This is a genomic window from Phenylobacterium sp. Root700, assembly GCF_001429025.1.
Lineage (GTDB): Bacteria > Pseudomonadota > Alphaproteobacteria > Caulobacterales > Caulobacteraceae > Phenylobacterium.
The window spans coordinates 55,188-71,065 of record NZ_LMHT01000015.1; the positions used below are offsets into that span (position 1 = coordinate 55,188).

Consider the following 15,878-nt stretch of genomic DNA (forward strand, 5'->3'; position numbering starts at 1 on the left):
TCCCGGCGCCCTTTTTCATGCCTGCGCGACGCCTTGCCCCAAAGAAGAAGGGCGCCGACCTCTCGGCCGACGCCCTTCGCCGCAAGGACGATGCGGATCTCTAGGCGCTCCCCGGCCACATCGGCCGAGGAGCGCCCTGTCGTGGCCTAGAAGCGCTTGCGGACGCCCACATAGTAGGCGCGGCCAAGCACGTCGTAGTTCTGGGCGTCGTAGTTGCCCTCGGTGTCGCCAGCCTGCGGGGGAGCTTCGTCGAACAGGTTGTTCACACCAAAGCGCAGGTCGGTTTCCCAAGGCAGCTTCACGCGGCCGTTGAGGTCGAACACGTGATAGGCCTTCACGCCGCGCGAGGTGCTGGTCGGGGTGACCACCTTGGCGGAGTTCTCCATTTCGCTGAGGTAGCGCCAGCGCAGGCCGATGCTGGCCGGACCGTTGGTGTAGGTCGCCGTGGTGACGGACTTCCACTCCGGGTGAGCCAGACCAGCGCTGCTTTCGACGGCGGTGTTCCAGGTGCCGACATAATCGTAGGTCGCAGCGCCCGGCAGGCCCTGGATCTTGAACGTATCCAGCCAGCCGACAGCGACGTTGAAGCCGAGCGAGCCGGCCTTGTCGCCGAGGCCGACGTCCATCAGGTCGATGGTCCAGTCAAACTGGAAGTCGACGCCGGTGGTTTCGAACTGGCCCAGGTTCGACAGCGGTTGAACCGGGTTGAGCGGCACGCCGCTCGCCTTGTTGCGGGTCAGCAGCTGGCAGTAATAGTTGTTCGGATCGTAGGTCGGGTTCGCGCCGCCGGCGTTGTAGCAGAACTGGAAGGAGTTCTTGATCGGCAGTTGGCCGACAGCGCCCTTCACCTTGATGCTGTACCAGTCGAGCGAGGCCGACATCCGGCTGAACAACGGCGACTCGAACGGCGACTGGATGACCGCGCCGAACGAGAAGGTGTCGGCGGTTTCTTCTTCCAGTTCCGGGTTGCCGCCGGTCAGGGCGAACACCTGGGCGGTGCCCAGCTGGTAGCTGTCGAGGATGTTCGCCGGCACGCCTTGCGCCAGGCAGAGCGCGGCCACTTGAGCCCCGTTGGCGCCGCGGCGGAAGGACGAACGCACATCGCAGGGATCGCCGTCGGTCGTCGTCGGACCGGCGGTGCCGATCGCCACGCTGCCGGTCGAGACCGGGGCGTAGAGTTCGCCGACGCTCGGGGCGCGGATGGCGCGGTTGTAGCCGCCGCGCAGACGCAGGCCGTCGATGACCTTCCAGTCGAAGTCGGCCTTGTAGGTGTGGATCGCGCCGACCGAGCTGTAGTCGGAGAAGCGATAGCCGAGGTTGGTGTTGAGTTCCGCGATGAAGGGGATGTCCTTCAGGATCGGGATCAGCACTTCCCCAAACAGCTCGTAGGTGTCCACCGAACCACCGGCGTCGCGCAGCACGCTGTAGCCCAGCACGTCGCTGGTGCCGTCGGGCTGGTTGAGCTGGCTGTCGGGGGTGAAGGTGTACTCGTTGCTGCGGTAGTCGGCGCCGAGGGCGAAGCGGACGTCGCCGGCCGGCAGTTCGAACGCGCTACCCTGCACGCTGGCTTCGATCGTGCGCTGCTCCAGGGTGTTCTGGTTCAGCGTGCGACGGCTGATGTAGCGGATGCAGTCGCCGGACGGGGTCAGGTTGCCGAACGGGTTGAAGCCGCCCGCGCAGTATTCGGTGCCGCCCGTCGGGCTGTTCAGCAGACGCGCGGTGGCGCTGGCGCTGGCGCCGCCCAGTTGTTCGTTGTCGAAGCTGGCCTTGCTGAACGAGGCGTAGGCGTCCCAGGTCCAGTCCTTGAAGCCGACATCGCCCGCGAGGCCCGAGGTCAGCTGGTAGACGGTGTAGCTGTACTTCTGGATCCGCGGCCCGAGGATATCGAGCGCCTTGTAGAAGGTGAAAGCGCCGCCCGGGGTCGGACGCGAGGCCAGGATGGCCTTGAATTCGTTCGGGATGAACGGGTTCGAGACCGGCACGGACAGGCCGTAGACGTTCGAAGCCAGGGTCGGGTTGGTGACGCCGACGGACTCATAGTCGGTGAAGGTGAACTGCGTGAAGAAGCGCAGGGTGTCGGACAGGTCGTAGTCGACCTTGCCGAACACCGAATAGCGGTCGAGGTCCGACTGCATGGACGAGCCATTGTAGCCGAAGTTGACCTGCTGCTGGGTGCCAGCGGCGTTCGAGTTGACGATATAGGCGCTGTCGGTCTGCGGATCGCGGAAGTTCTGGACCGGAACGCCGGCCGTGGAGAACAGCGTCTGGTCGGTGTTGAAGCCGATTTGGCCGGTGTACTTGCCGGCCGAGTTGCCGGTCAGAGCCTTGGTGCCGTACTGGCCCACGAACACGTTGTTGACCGAGGCGAGGGTCGGCAGGTTCGCGCCGAACAGCACGGTGCCTTGCGGAATGGTGCTGAGGCCCGGCGCCGAGGTGCGGAAGACGTAGTAGTCGCGGGCGCTCTGCAGGGCGCGGTCGCGGTTGGTGTAGTCGACCGAGATGACCGCCCGGCCCTTGCCTTCGTTGAACTGCGACCCAGCGGTCAGCGCGATCTTGAAGGACTCGGCGTCGCCCTTTTCGGAGATGCCGTACTGGCTGTCGACGGTGATGCCGTCGAAGTTACGCTTCAGACGGAAGTTCACCACGCCGGCGGTGGCGTCCGAGCCATAGGCCGTCGAGGCGCCGCCGGTGATGACTTCGACGTTCTCGATCAGGGCTTCGGGGATGGTGTTCAGGTCGACCGAGCCGTCCGGGTTGGAAGGCTGCAGGCGGCGGCCGTCCATCAGGATCAGGGTGCGCTTGGCGCCCAGGCCGCGGAGCGAGGCGTACGACTGGCCGCCGTTCAGGCCGGTCGAGGTCGAGCCGGTGTTGCCCTGGCCGAACGAGCCGGAGAATTGCGGCATTTGCGACAGCGACTTTTCGACGGTCACCTGTCCGGTGTTTTCGATGGCCGCCTGGCCGACCGAAACGATCGGGCTGTTGGCGACGTAGTCAGGCCGGGCGATGCGCGAACCGGTGACGACGACTTCCTCAACAGCCACTTCGCTCCCGGCCGTCTGCGCCTGCGCCGCGCCTGCGAGCAAGGCGCTGATGGCGCAGCTACCCGCCATAAGCCACTTCAACGAACTAGAATTCATGCGACCGCCCTTGGATTTTTGACGACACGCCCCTCGCGCGTCCGGTTCCAAGACGCAGCGGCTCTCCAGAGCCACATGTCCGAATTGAAACTTTTCGCCCGGCGGGGTCAGCGCCTGATCCGCCAAGGCCCGGCGCCGCATCGCTAAGCAGGGGCGCCCCTGGACAGGCCGATCAGCCCGCCGCCACAATGGGCGTGCGTGCAAGGCTCCCTGTCCCTGCCGCAATAGCGTGGAATCTCAAGTTTGCGGCCGGAAAAGCAACTCGACGCAGCGCCAAAGATCTCGGCCGCCGCCGCCCAGGATCTGGACCGCGCCCGTGGCCTGGCGCGGATCGGCCGGAGCGCGGCGGCCGAGGAGCTCTACCGCGACGTACTGTCGCGGGAGCCCGGCTGCGTGCAGGCCGCCGCCGCCCTGGCCCGTCTGCTGACCGCCAGCGGGCGCGCGGCGCAGGCCGAGGCGATCATCACCCCCTTCGTTCAGGCGGAGCGGGTCTGGCCCGAGGCGCTGTCGGCGCGCGCGGCCGCCCTGAAGCAGATGGGCCGCAAGGCCGAGTCGCTGGCTGACTATGTGGACGCCGCCCGCCTGAACCCGAAAAGCGCGGTCGCCGCTCACAACGTCGCTTCGGGCCTCGGCGACGCCGGGCGTGACCGCGAGGCGGTCGCGGAGGCCGAACGCGCCTTCTCGCTGGGTCTCGACGCGCCGGAGACCTGGCTGGTCTATGGCCGCGCCTTGCAGGGACTGCGCCGTTTCGACGACGCCGAGCACGCCTTCCGCCACGCTGTCGCCCGGCGCGCCAGCTATGCTGACGCCATCCGCGACCTGGGCCAGCTCATCTGGATGCGGACCGGCGACGTCGCCCTGGCCGTCCAACCCATCGACGCGGCCCTGAGCGCCGCCACCGGGCAGCCGGGCGTGGTCGCCGCCCTGTCGGCGGTGAAGATCCGCCTGCTCAGCCATATCGCCGGCGACCAGACGGCTCTGGACTTCGCCGAGCAGGCCTTGGCGCAGGCGCCGGGCGATCCGCGCCTGATGCTGGACACCGCCCAACTGCTGCTGAGCCAGGCGCCCGAACGCAGCCACGCCCTGATCGGGCAGGTCCTGGAGCGTCGCCCCACCGATCCGTCAGCCCGCCGCGCCCTGTCCCATGCGGAGCTGGCTCTGGGACACCCCGGCAAGGGCGCGGAGATCGCCGAGCGGCTGCTAGCCGAAAACCCCCGGGACCAGGAAGCCGCGGCCGCATTGGCCACCGCCTGGCGGCTGGCCGGCGACAACCGCTATCGGCGGCTCTGGGACTATCAGGCCCTGGTCCGCGCCAGTCCCATCGACACCCCGCGCGGCTGGGCGAACCTTGACGCCTATCTCGCCGACCTGCGCGTCGCGCTCTCTGAGCTGCACGCCCTGAACGCCCACCCGATCGAACAGTCGGTGCGCGGCGGGACCCAGACCTCGCAGAACCTGCTGCAAAGCGAGCACCCGGTGGTGCGGGCCTTCTTCGAGGCTGTCGAGGGACCTATCGCCGCCTATCGCGACGCGGTCGGCCAGGGCAGCGACATTTTCCGTGCCCGCAACCACGGCGCCCACCGCGTCCACGGCGCCTGGTCGGTGCGGCTGCGCCCCAACGGTTTCCACGTCGATCACATCCACCCGGAGGGCTGGATCTCCTCGGCCTGCTACATCGACGTGCCGCCGGCCGTGCAGGACCAGGGCGATCACGCCGGCTGGATCCGGTTTGGCGCGCCGCCGATCCCGACCCGGCCAAGCCTGAGCGCCGAGCATTTCGTGCGGCCCGAGCCCGGCCTGCTGGTCCTGTTCCCATCCTATCTGTGGCACGGAACCGTGCCGTTCGGCGGCGACCAGGTGCGCACCACCATCGCCTTCGACCTGGTCCCCGACGAGGACGTCGCCGTTTCCAGGTGAGGTCGGCGCGCGGCTGTGCGTCTTATGACCAAGCGAGTGCGACCTGGGGGTCGCGCCGATACCGTGAAGCACGCGCCTCACGGTCCGCCGCCAACCGTGAGCCGCCCATGAATCGCCGCTTCGCCATGCTGATCGTCATGTCCATGATCCTCGGGGTCGGCGTCGGCTGGGCGTGCAACCAGTTCCTTGATCCAGCCCAGGCCGCACGGGCCGCCGACGGCCTGTCCCTGGTCACCGACGTCTTCCTGCGGCTGATCAAAATGATCATCGCGCCGCTGGTGTTCACGACCCTGGTCGCGGGCATCGCGCACATGGAGAACGCCGCGGCCGTGGGCCGGATCGGCGTCAAGACCATGGGCTGGTTCATCGGCGCCTCGCTGGTCTCGCTGCTGCTCGGCCTGATGATGGTGCATCTGCTGCAACCGGGCGCGGGCCTGCACATGCAGACCGCCATCGCCGCCAGCGCCCCGGCCGCCGCCACCACCGACGCCTTCACCCTGAAGGGCTTCATCACCCACCTGGTGCCGACCTCCATCGTCGACGCCATGGCCAAGAACGAGATCTTGCAGATCGTCGTCTTCTCGCTGTTCGTCGGCACCGCGGTGGCCGCGCTCGACAACAAGGCGCCGGCCGTCCTCGATCTGGTCGAGCAGGGCGCCCAGATCATGCTCAAGGTGACCGGTTTCGTGATGAAGCTGGCCCCCTTGGCGATTTTCGCGGCGCTGGCCTCGACCATCGCCACCCAGGGCGTGTCGATGCTGGCCGTCTACGGCAAGTTCGTCCTCGGCTTCTATGCGACCATGGGACTGCTGTGGGTGCTGCTGTTCATCGCCGGCTTCCTGGTGATCGGCAAACGGGTGATCCCGCTGTTCGGCGTCATCCGTGACCCGGCCCTGCTGGCCTTCTCGACCGCCAGTTCCGAGGCGGCCTATCCCAAGATCCTCGACGGCCTGCCCAAGGTGGGCGTGCGCCGCCGCATCGTCTCGTTCGTGCTGCCGCTGGGCTACTCGTTCAACCTCGACGGCTCGATGCTCTACTGCACCTTCGCCACCATCTTCATCACCCAGGCCCATGGGGTGCACCTGACCGTCCAGCAGCAGATCTTCATGCTGCTGTTGCTGATGGTGACGTCCAAGGGGATCGCCGGGGTGCCGCGCGCCTCGCTGGTGGTGATCATGGCCACCCTCACCTATTTCGGCCTGCCTGAGGCCTGGATCGCCCTGGTGCTGGGCGTCGACCACCTGCTGGACATGGGCCGCTCGGCCACCAACGTCGTCGGCAACTCCGTCGCCGCCGCCGTGGTCGCCAAGTGGGAAGGCGAGCTCGACGACATCGAGGACCTGGACCTGGACCTGGGCCCCGACGCGGCCGGCGAACCCGTCAAGCTGCCGGCCTGACGGAAGGCCGCGCGGCTAGGGCATGATCCGCATCCGCCGCAGGACCCAATAGGCGCCGCCCACCACCGCCAGGCAGAGCACGCAGGCGGCGACGAAGCCGCTGTGCGAGCCGGCGAAGGGAATGCCCGAGAGGTTCATGCCGAAGGCCCCGACGATCAGGGTCGGCGGGATCAGCAGGCTCGACATCACCGTCAGGGCCCGCATGCTTCGGTTGGTGGCGCTGGTGATCTGGGTGTCGAGCTCCTCGTGCAGCAGACGCGCGCGCTCCTGCAGGCTGGCGGCCTCGCGGTCGAGATCCTCGGCCTCCTGCGCCAGCCTGGGCAGGTGCTGGGGCAACAGGGCCACCCGGTGGTCCTCGCGCGGGACGCAGGCCCGGTGCAGGGCGCTGCGTAGGCCCAGATACTCCCGATGGTCGCGCGACAGGCCGCGGCGGGTGGGGCCAAGCTTCAGCCCCTCGACCTCGCCATGATCGCCCAGCATCCGGTCCTCGACCCGGTCCAGGGCCTCGGCGGCGTCATGCAGCCGCTGTTCGGAGACATCGACATAGCGCTCGATCAGGCGCACCACGGCGTCGGCCGGACTGGCGATCAGCGCGCCGCGATCGACCTCGCGCCGCACCTCGTCGACCACCCGCAGCGCCTGGCGGCGAGCAGTGATCAATCGCCGCCCATCGAAGGCGAACAACAGCCGCCCGGCGCCGACGGGGCGGCCGTCCAGGTCCCGCTCCAGATCGGGCAGGACGCCGAACGCCCATTGGCCGCTGAACTGGATTTGCACCCGCTGGTCGGTGCGCAGGATCAGGTCGCGCGCCGGCGCCGGGATGTCGTGCTGGTTTTCCAGATAGAGCCGCGCGCGCTGGTCGCTGAGCGGAAAGTGCGTCCAGACCCAGGCCTTGGGATCGCCCGGCGGGATCTCGAACGTCTGGTCGGTGAGCGGCTCCGCGCCGCCCTCATGAAAGGCGTAGGCCCAAAGGAACCCGCTGGCTTGCCCCATCCGCCGCACACTCCCGAGCCGCACTGAGGCTTGGTGATGCGACCTTTGGATGACAGGCCGATGACGGTGCTAGGCGAGGAGGCCGCGCAGGAAGGCCAGGGTCTCGGCGGCGGCGTAGACCATCGCGCCGATGACGATCATGTCGAAGGCGCGGCGCGCCCAGACCAGGACGACATTGCGCCGGGGGAGCTCGACCGGGCTGTCTGCAAACGTGAACCGCATGTTGTCCTCCGCTGGGACGATCTGACCACTCATGGGCGTCAGGCCGCAAAGGCCGGGCCAACCTGGTCAGCGGAGGAAAGTCAGGCCGCGAGCATCGCCCAGCACCAGAGGCCGACGCAGGCCAGCAGCAGGGTCCAGATGAAGACGCGGACGATGGCCCAGCCGCTCGGGGGCGGTTTCCTGGGCTCGGGATCCTCGTAAGGGATAGAGAAGCGCGTCATATCCTCGCGAATAACAACGTTCGGTCAATCGCTGGTAAAAGCGTTTGGTTAGTTTCGGATCCCCGCGCAAAAAGACCGCCCGCAGCGCCCTTCCCCGGAGATCCCATGCACACCGGTTCCTGCCATTGCCGCGCCGCCCGTTTTGAGATCGCGGGCGACCTCGCGCCGATCCAGGTGTGCCATTGCGGCGATTGCCGCAAAGCCCAGGGCGGGCCGTTCGGGACCAATATCCCGGTCGAAACGGCGAACTTCACCCTGCTCTCAGGCGAAGATGACCTGCGGATCTACGAGTCCTCGCCGGGCAAGGAGCGGGTGTTCTGCGGCCGCTGCGGCGGCCCGCTGTTCAGCCGCCTGAAGAGCAAGCCCGGCGTCATGCGCGTGCGGGTCGGCACGCTGGACGGCGCGGTCGAAAGCGAGCTCGACTTCCATTTCTACACCGCCTCGAAAGCCAACTGGTGGCCGATCACCGACGACCTGCCGCAGTACCCCGACGCGCGGCCGTTTTGAGCGCCCAGTGTCGTCAGGGCCGTCCCCGTCGACAGATCGAAGGCGCCGGTCAGCTTCGACCTGCCGGTCCCCAGCCTTTGCCCCGTTTGCCAGCAGACCTCCACGACTATCCCTGAACGCTGCTATTGGTCGCCCTTAGCCGCGAGATATTCCTCGTCGGAAACCTTCTCCATCCAGGTGACCGGCGAGCCGTTGACCGACTCCTGGATGGCGATGTGGGTCATGGCCTGATGCGGTGTAGCACCGTGCCAGTGCTTGTGTTCGGCGGGACACCAGAGGATGTCCCCGGCGTGGAATTCTAGCTTCGGACCGCCCTCAATCTGGGTCCAGCCTACACCTTCGGTTACGAGCAGCGTCTGACCCGCCGGATGCGTGTGCCAGGCCGTTCGAGCGCCGGGTTCGAAATGAACAATGGCGCCGCTGACCCTGGACGGCTCGGGCCGCTGGAATTGACCGGTGATCGTGACCTTGCCGGTGAAGTAATCGGCTGGGCCGTCGACGGTTTTCAGGTCTGCCTTGCGGGTGATTTCCATCGTCTTGGTTCCTTGCTGTGCTGCGTCAGCGGTCGTGGCCGATACGAGGGCGGCGATCCAGATTGCGAGCCTGATCATTGGGCCAGGGTCCGATCGCGGCGGGCCATCATCCGAGATGCTGACTGAAGAAGGCTTGCAGCTTGTCGAAGGGGATCTTGTCCGCCCGGTCGTAGAGGTCGACGTGGTCGGCGGCCTTTATGATCAGGAGTTCCTTCGGCTCGGCCGCCGCTACATGCGCGTCTTCGCTGAAGTACCGGGAGTGCGCGCTATCGCCAGCGATCAGCAGGATCGGCCGTGGCGTGATCTCCTTGATGTAGGTGAGCAGCGGCATGTTCATGAACGACAGCGCGTTCGTCGCCGTCCAAGCGCCGTTGGAGTTCGGCGACCGCGGATGAAAGCCCCGCGGCGTCCGGTAGTAGTCAAAGTACATGCGGGCGGCGGGATCGGTTACGCCGTCCAGCGTCTCCGGCAGGATGCGCGGTCCGGGAGCCGGCGAGCCCCGCTCCGCGTCGACCCATCGTTGCTGGCTCATCTGCTCCAGCATCTTGGTCCGGTCGTCGGTCGTGAGCTTGTCGTAGTAGCCCCGCGCCATGACCCGGGACATGTCGTACATGCTGGTGGTGGCGACCGCCTTGATGCGCTTGTCCACGGCGCTCGCGTTCAGCGCCATGCCGGCCCAGCCGCAGATGCCGATGACGCCGATGTGGTCGCGGTCGACCGTCGGCTGCAGGCCGAGGAGATCGACGGCTGCGCTGAAGTCTTCGGTGTTGATGTCAGGCGAGGCGACATTGCGGGGCTCGCCGCCGCTCTCGCCCGTGAAGGACGGATCAAACGCCAAGCTGACGAAGCCGCGCTCGGCCATGGTCTGGGCGTAGAGACCCGAGGACTGCTCCTTGACGGCCCCGAACGGGCCGCCGACCGCCAGCGCCGGGAGGGGCGCGGAGCCGCGAGCTTTCGGCGTGTAGAGATCGCCGGCCAGCGTGAGGCCATAGCGGTTCTTGAAGGTGACCTTTGCGTGGTCGACCTTCTCGCTGCGAGGGAAGACCTTATCCCACTGATTGGACATGATTTGGGCCTTTGCTGAGCTGGGGTTTGGGGCGAGCGGCAGGGCGGCGGTGGCGAGGCCGGCGGCGCTGAGTTTCAGAACATCGCGTCGGCCAAGGCGGCCTGCGGCGGCCGAGGTCAGTCTCATTCGGGAACTCCTGTGCGGGATGTCGCGCGGGCGCCGACTGCTGCGAGCATCGCCCCGCTGACGAGGATGGCGGCGCTGACCCCGAAGGCGGTGTGGTAGCCGCGAGCGTCGACGAGGACGCCGCCGAGTGACGCCCCAAGCGTGATCGCAAGTTGGATGACGGCGACCATCAGGCCGCCGCCGGCCTCGGCATCGTCGGGCAGGGTCCTGCTGATCCAGGTCCACCAGGCGACGGGCGCAGCCGTGCCGACCAGTCCCCAACCGGCGAGCAAGGCTGCGGTCGGAAGCGGCGCGGCGCCGAAAGCAATGAGCCCCACCGCAATCGCCGCCAGGGCGAGCGGGGCGGCCACGAGCAGAAGGCCCAAGCGCGCCGGCAGCAGTTGGCCGATCAGCCACGTTCCTGAGAGGCCGGCGAGACCGAGTCCCAGAAGGATCAAGGACAGGCTCGACACGCTGACCCCCGTAACCGTCTCCAGGAACGGGCGCAGATAGGTGAAGAGCGCGAACTGCCCAGTGAAGAACAAGGCCACGGCGGCGAAGCCGAGCGAGACGCCTGGCCGGCGCAGCACCCGAAACACGCCGCCCGTGCGCGGCGTCGCGCGAGGCGGCATGGCGGGAAGGCTGAAGTGCTGCCAGGCCAGTACGATAGCGGCGAGCGGTACGACGACGAAGAACGCGCCGCGCCAGCCGATGTACTGGCCCATGAAGCTTCCCAGCGGGGCCGCGATTGTTGTGGCCAGCGCATTGCCGCCGTTCAGGACCCCAAGAGCGCGCGGGACCTGATCTTCGGGCACAAGACGCATTACGATGGCGGCGGACATCGACCAGAAGCCGCCGATCACGACGCCGACGAGCGCCCGTCCCGCCATAAAGACGGTGGCGTTCGGCGCGAAGGCGACGATCAGACCCGAGAGGATCATCACGCCGGTCAGCGCGAGCAGCACGTGTTTGCGATCGATCTTGCGCGTGGCCGAGGAGATGACGAGGCTGGTCAGGACGGCGAACAAGCCGGAGATCGCGATCGCTTGGCCCGCGCGCCCCTCAGTGATGTGCAGATCGGCGGCGATCGGCGTCAGCAGGCTGACCGGCATGAACTCCGAGGCGATCAGCGTCGAGACGCAAAGCGTGAGCGCGGCGACCGCGCCCCATGCGCCTTGGGTCGGCTGCGGGAGATCGGATGCAATTGCAGTTTGGATCGACATGGGCTCTCACGACCTGGGGGCGACGTACCCGAGGCCCGTGAGATAGCGTTCGCGCAGCGACTGCATCAGCCGCTGATCGCGCGATGGACCGTTGCGCCAAATTCAACGATCGAAAGGGCGACTAGAGGCCGAGCGGCCGGAGCTCGCGGACCAGGTCGATGAACAGGCGGAGCGCCGCCGGCACTTGGCGGCGGCTCGAATAGTAGATGTGGTACCCGCCGCTCGAGGTCGCCCAATCGCCGAGAACGATGCGTAGCTCGCCGCTGGCCAGTTCTCTTCGGACCATGGTGTCAGCCACGTACATTAGGCCGACGCCGTCGCGCGCCGCAGCCAGGCCAAGGCGGCCGTCATCGACCACGAGGCTGCCCGGCACAGCGATTGCGAGTTGCTCGTCACCGCGTTCGAATTCCCAGCGGTAAAGACTGTCGTCTCCGATCCTGATCCGAATGCAGCGATGAGATTGCAAATCGTTCGGGTGCGCGGGCACGCCGAAGCGTTCGAGGTACGCTGGAGCCCCCACGACGATCCAGCGGATGTCGGCCGACAATCGCTGCGCCACCATGTCCTCGGGAACGGTGCCGTCGTACCGTATGCCCGCGTCAAAACCCTTTTCGATCACGTCGATGAGCCGATTGGAGACCGACACCTCCAGTTCGACGTCGGGATATCGTTCGATGAAGGTGGGCAGCACCGGCGCCAGGAGGTGGTCGGCCGCATCGTTGGGCACGCTCAGCCTGACCCGACCCATCGGCGCGTCGCGGAACCGGTTCACCACATCCAGGGCTTGGGCGATCTTCAGAAATGGATCCTGGACCGCGGCCTGAAGAGCCTCACCGGCGGCGGTCAGCGTCACGCTGCGGCTCGTCCGATTCAGCAGTCTTACGCCCAGGCGTTCTTCCAAACCTCGGAGGGCGTGGCTTAGGGCCGATGCGCTCAGGCCAAGCTCCAAGCCCGCCCGACGAAAATTCCGGTGCTTGGCGATCTCCAGGAAATAAGAGAGGTCCGCGAAATCTGAACGTCGAAATTGCATTGCGCAGCCCGGTCAGGAACGAGGCTCGAACTCAGCCCGTCTCCACACTCTTGCTACATTGAGCGGAGATCAACAATCTCGCGGGACCCATAGCCTGAAGCTCGCTTGGGCGCAGACTGATGACCGGACTTTTCGCCCATCCCTCAACGCGCGACCGGATTGCGTCGCGCCACGTGGTCTCCCGGCAAGCGGACCTGATAGGGGCCGCGGCGGGGATCGGGGAACATGTAGTCGGTCGAGACATACTGCGCGCCGGAGGCGAAGGCGGCCTGGGCCCGGGTCTGATCGTTGGTCCGCGCCTCGATCGTGTCGGCGTCGGCGCGGGTGCGGACGATGAGGCCGGCGCGCACCGCGGCCTGGATGCGCTCACTCTGGGCGGCGGGCTCGTTCAGGGTGATGTAGCCGGCGGCGGGCGAGGTCTCGGCGGTGTTGACGAACATCACCCGCCCTTCGAGCGTCTTGCGGGCGCCGCGATAGAGGGCGACCTGCTCGTCCGGCGCGTCGAGGGCGAACATCACCTTGCCCCGCGCGGTCTTGAGCGTGGGCCAGGCGCCGGCAGCGGCCGCCTCGCGCAGGGTCGCATGACGCCCCTGGACGCCGCCTGGCGTGATCAGCTCGGCGGCCGGGAACACCGAGGCGATCTCGGCGTCCACCGCGTCCATGGCCTTGGCGTCGAAGGGCGCGGCCATCACCGCGCCGGGCACGCTCAGCCCGCCTTCCTTGAGATTGAGCAGGATCAACAGCGGCAGATGACCCGGGTGCGCCTTGGACCAGGCGCGGATCTGGCCCAGGCAATCGGTGAAGCGCGGGCAGCTGGAGCGGTAGTCGATGTCCTGGACATGCATCACCTTCAGCCCCGGCGCCTTCAGGGGCGTCAGGTCGTAGGGCAGGTCATTGGCCATCTTCATGGCCAGCGGCGCGGCGTAGCGGCCGCCGTCCGGGTCGTTGAGGACGTCGATCTCCAACTGCCGCGCGCCAGCGTCCAGTTGGACGCTGAGCGGCGGATGGGCGTAGTCGAGCCCGTCGGCCTGTTTCGGGTCGGCCGAGCGCAGCAGCGCCATCTGGCGCGGCGAGATCGCCTGCTTGTAGGAATTGTGGCTGCCGACCGCCTGAACCTGGTTGATCTTCAGGGCGTCGACCGCCGCGCGCGTGCAGCCGGCTTGGCCGGACGGCGCCTCCAGATCGCATTGAGCGGCGAGGGCCACGGCGGCGGCGAAGACGATGGCGATCATGAGCCCCTCCCTAGGGCGCCTGCACGGCGGCGCTGTGACAGCGGCTTAACTTGCGACGGCGATCACGGTGATCGCCAGCGGCGCGTCGGGATAGGTCCCAGCCGCGACGTCGATGATCAGTTCGCCGAAGCGTTCCGGGTAGATCCGCTCGGTGGTCGCGGCCACCTCATCCAGCGTCCACCACCGGATGTCGTCGATCAGGTCGACCTCGTAGTCGGCCCAGCCCTCGCGCGACGGCTCGCCGCCGGCGCAGCGGGCGACGATGTAGTTTTCCTTGAAGATCACGTGCTCGCCAGTGACCAGCACGCCCGGTCCTTCCCGCGTCCACACCACGGGGCCAATCTCGACCTCGGTGAAGCCGGTTTCCTCGGCGATCTCGCGGATCGCGCCCTCGATCAGGCTCTCGCCCTCGTCGACCCCGCCGCCGATCGTGAACCACGACGAAGTTCCCTGCGGACGATTGGCCAGGCGCCCCTTCATCAGCAGGATCCGCCCCTGCGGATCGAACAGCAGGACACGGGCGGTCAGACGTTCGCGCAAGACAAGCTCCATAAGGATCTGACAGCGAGCCTAGCGCGTTCAGACAGGAAGACGAACACCGCTCTCAACGTGAAATTAATTGAGCTGGGACAGGGTGTTGCCCGTAACGGGATGGAGTCCCCCTTTGTCGCTCGGCCCTCAACGCCTGCTCGGCTTCGCCTTTGCAAGCGCCGACCTCCTTCTCGAGATCACCCAGGACGGAGCGATCAGCTTCGCCATCGGCGCCAGCGAGGCCCTGTCCGGTTCAGCCGAGACCGCCCTGGTCGGCCGGGCCTGGCGCGACTTCGTCGACGTTCGCGACCGGATGATGCTGGAGGCCCTGCTCAGCGGCCTGAAGGATGGCGGGCGCGGCGGCCCCCTGGTGATCAGCCTGGCCGGCGCCGCCGACGGCGTCGAACGCGCCGCCTCGATGACCGCCTTCCGCATGCCAGGCAACGCCGGCGCGATTTCCTGCGCCTTCAGCCGCGCCGCGGCCAAGGAAACCCACGGCCTGCACGACAAGGCCAAGTTCGAAACCACCGCCGCCGCCCTGATCGAGACCGCCAAGACCACCGGGCTGGAGCTGGAACTGGCCCTGGTCGAATTCGGCGGTCTGGCCGCCTTGCGCAAGGTGCTCGGCTCCGAAGGCTCGAAGGAGCTGGAGCAACGGCTGACAGCCGCGATCTGCTCTCAATCCCACGGCGGGAACGCCGCCGCCGGCCTCGGCGCTGACCGCTTCGCCCTGGTCCGCCAAAAAGGCGAAGGGGTCGAGGCGCTGGTCCAGCGCCTGATCAAGCTGGTCTCGACCGATGCCAGCCACGGCCTGACCGCGACCGGCCGGGCCATGGGCCTGAAGGCCGACGCCCCGCCCGCCCAGGTGCTGCGCGCCCTGCGCTTCTCGCTCGACAATTTCATCAAGGACGGGATGGCCGGCGAGGCCTCCCTCACCATCGACGAGGCCGTCGACCGCTCGATCAAGCGCACCCTCGTCGAGGTCGGCGTCCTGGGCCAGGCCGTGCACGAAAAGCGCTTCCAGCTGGTCTTCCAGCCGGTGGTCAATCTGAAGGCCAATTCAGCCCTGCATCACCATGAGGTGCTGGTCCGGTTCGGCGACGACGCCAGTCCCTATCCGATGATCCGCATGGCCGAGGAGCTCGACATGATCGAGCCGCTCGACATCGCCGTGGTCGAGGAGACGATCGCGCGGCTGACAGCCGATCCGAGCCTGCGGCTGGCCGCCAATGTTTCGGGCCGCACGATCGTCAGCCCGGCCTTCGTGGTCGCGGTTCGCAGCATGCTGGCCAAGTCCCCGCTCGCCGCCGGCCGGCTGCTGCTGGAGATCACCGAGAGCGCGGCGATCGACAACCTGGCCCTGGCCGACCAGCACCTGAAAGCCCTGCGGGGCGAGGGCTGCGTGATCTGCCTCGACGACTTCGGGGCTGGCGCGGCGTCGCTGGCCTATCTGCAGCAACTCACCCTCGACATCGTGAAGATCGACGGCCGCTTCATCCGCGAGCTGCAGCACGGCGGCCGCGAAAGCACCTTCATCCGCCACCTGGTGCACATGTGCACCGAGCTGGGCGTGAAGACCCTGGCCGAGATGGTCGAGAACACCCAGGCCGAGGACGCGGTTCGGCGCGCAGGTGTCGACTACGCCCAGGGCTGGCTCTACGGGGCTCCGGCCGAGCGCCCAAGCCAGCCCGAGCCCTCGGTTCCCTCGCCGCCGGCCAAGCCCGCCGCGCGCCGGGTCGGCTCGGTCGACAGCTGGGGCTAGGC

At 67.6% G+C, this 15,878-nt stretch carries 14 protein-coding genes; 4 read left to right on the forward strand and 10 right to left on the reverse strand.

Annotation, left to right across the window (positions count from 1 at the left end; genetic code table 11):
• Positions 1-146: 146 nt before the first annotated feature.
• Entirely contained in the window at positions 147-3,110 is a 2,964-nt protein-coding gene (locus tag ASE02_RS09830) for a TonB-dependent receptor domain-containing protein (protein ID WP_056733662.1), read from the reverse strand.
• A 270-nt stretch (positions 3,111-3,380) separates the two neighbouring features.
• On the opposite strand from ASE02_RS09830, the gene ASE02_RS09835 reads away from it, so the two are divergent.
• Complete coding sequence (locus ASE02_RS09835) at positions 3,381-5,054, forward strand: putative 2OG-Fe(II) oxygenase (protein ID WP_056733664.1); 1,674 nt, start codon at positions 3,381-3,383, stop codon at positions 5,052-5,054.
• A 107-nt stretch (positions 5,055-5,161) separates the two neighbouring features.
• On the forward strand, positions 5,162-6,451 hold the full coding sequence (locus ASE02_RS09840; protein ID WP_056733666.1) for a dicarboxylate/amino acid:cation symporter: 1,290 nt from the start codon (positions 5,162-5,164) through the stop codon (positions 6,449-6,451).
• A 15-nt stretch (positions 6,452-6,466) separates the two neighbouring features.
• Here the strand turns inward: ASE02_RS09840 and ASE02_RS09845 are convergent, their stop codons facing one another.
• The 3 genes from ASE02_RS09845 to ASE02_RS22325 form a co-directional block, all read right to left on the reverse strand.
• Complete coding sequence (locus ASE02_RS09845; protein WP_056733668.1) at positions 6,467-7,444, reverse strand: CorA family divalent cation transporter; 978 nt, start codon at positions 7,442-7,444, stop codon at positions 6,467-6,469.
• Positions 7,445-7,513: 69 nt separating this feature from the next.
• Positions 7,514-7,666 (reverse strand): hypothetical protein, encoded by a 153-nt coding sequence (locus ASE02_RS22320; RefSeq protein WP_156405999.1) that lies wholly within the window; start codon positions 7,664-7,666, stop codon positions 7,514-7,516.
• Positions 7,667-7,746: 80 nt separating this feature from the next.
• The gene (locus ASE02_RS22325; protein ID WP_156406000.1) at positions 7,747-7,887 is read right to left on the reverse strand and encodes a hypothetical protein; all 141 of its coding nucleotides are present in this window, start codon (positions 7,885-7,887) and stop codon (positions 7,747-7,749) included.
• A gap of 105 nt (positions 7,888-7,992) precedes the next feature.
• Between ASE02_RS22325 and ASE02_RS09850 the strand changes: the two genes are divergently transcribed.
• Positions 7,993-8,394, forward strand: coding sequence for a GFA family protein (locus ASE02_RS09850; RefSeq protein ID WP_056733670.1), 402 nt, complete (start codon positions 7,993-7,995; stop codon positions 8,392-8,394).
• A 122-nt stretch (positions 8,395-8,516) separates the two neighbouring features.
• On the opposite strand, the gene ASE02_RS09855 is transcribed toward ASE02_RS09850, so the two are convergent.
• From ASE02_RS09855 to ASE02_RS09880, 6 genes are all read right to left on the reverse strand, one after another.
• Complete coding sequence (locus ASE02_RS09855; RefSeq protein ID WP_235536661.1) at positions 8,517-9,005, reverse strand: cupin domain-containing protein; 489 nt, start codon at positions 9,003-9,005, stop codon at positions 8,517-8,519.
• A gap of 28 nt (positions 9,006-9,033) precedes the next feature.
• Positions 9,034-10,119: an alpha/beta hydrolase gene (locus ASE02_RS09860; RefSeq protein WP_056733672.1), complete on the reverse strand. Its 1,086-nt coding sequence runs from the start codon at positions 10,117-10,119 to the stop codon at positions 9,034-9,036.
• Positions 10,116-11,321, reverse strand: coding sequence for an MFS transporter (locus ASE02_RS09865; protein ID WP_056733673.1), 1,206 nt, complete (start codon positions 11,319-11,321; stop codon positions 10,116-10,118). The genes ASE02_RS09860 and ASE02_RS09865 overlap by 4 nt, the downstream gene beginning before the upstream one ends.
• A gap of 121 nt (positions 11,322-11,442) precedes the next feature.
• A complete protein-coding gene (locus ASE02_RS09870) occupies positions 11,443-12,351 on the reverse strand; it encodes a LysR family transcriptional regulator (RefSeq protein WP_056733675.1) in 909 nt (302 codons plus the stop codon).
• A 143-nt stretch (positions 12,352-12,494) separates the two neighbouring features.
• Positions 12,495-13,583, reverse strand: a complete 1,089-nt coding sequence (locus ASE02_RS09875) for a phosphatidylinositol-specific phospholipase C1-like protein (protein ID WP_056733676.1) — start codon at positions 13,581-13,583, stop codon at positions 12,495-12,497.
• 45 nt (positions 13,584-13,628) lie between these two features.
• Positions 13,629-14,123, reverse strand: coding sequence for an NUDIX hydrolase (locus ASE02_RS09880; protein WP_162257162.1), 495 nt, complete (start codon positions 14,121-14,123; stop codon positions 13,629-13,631).
• 124 nt (positions 14,124-14,247) lie between these two features.
• Between ASE02_RS09880 and ASE02_RS09885 the strand changes: the two genes are divergently transcribed.
• On the forward strand, positions 14,248-15,876 hold the full coding sequence (locus ASE02_RS09885; RefSeq protein ID WP_056733680.1) for an EAL domain-containing protein: 1,629 nt from the start codon (positions 14,248-14,250) through the stop codon (positions 15,874-15,876).
• Positions 15,877-15,878 lie beyond the last annotated feature (2 nt).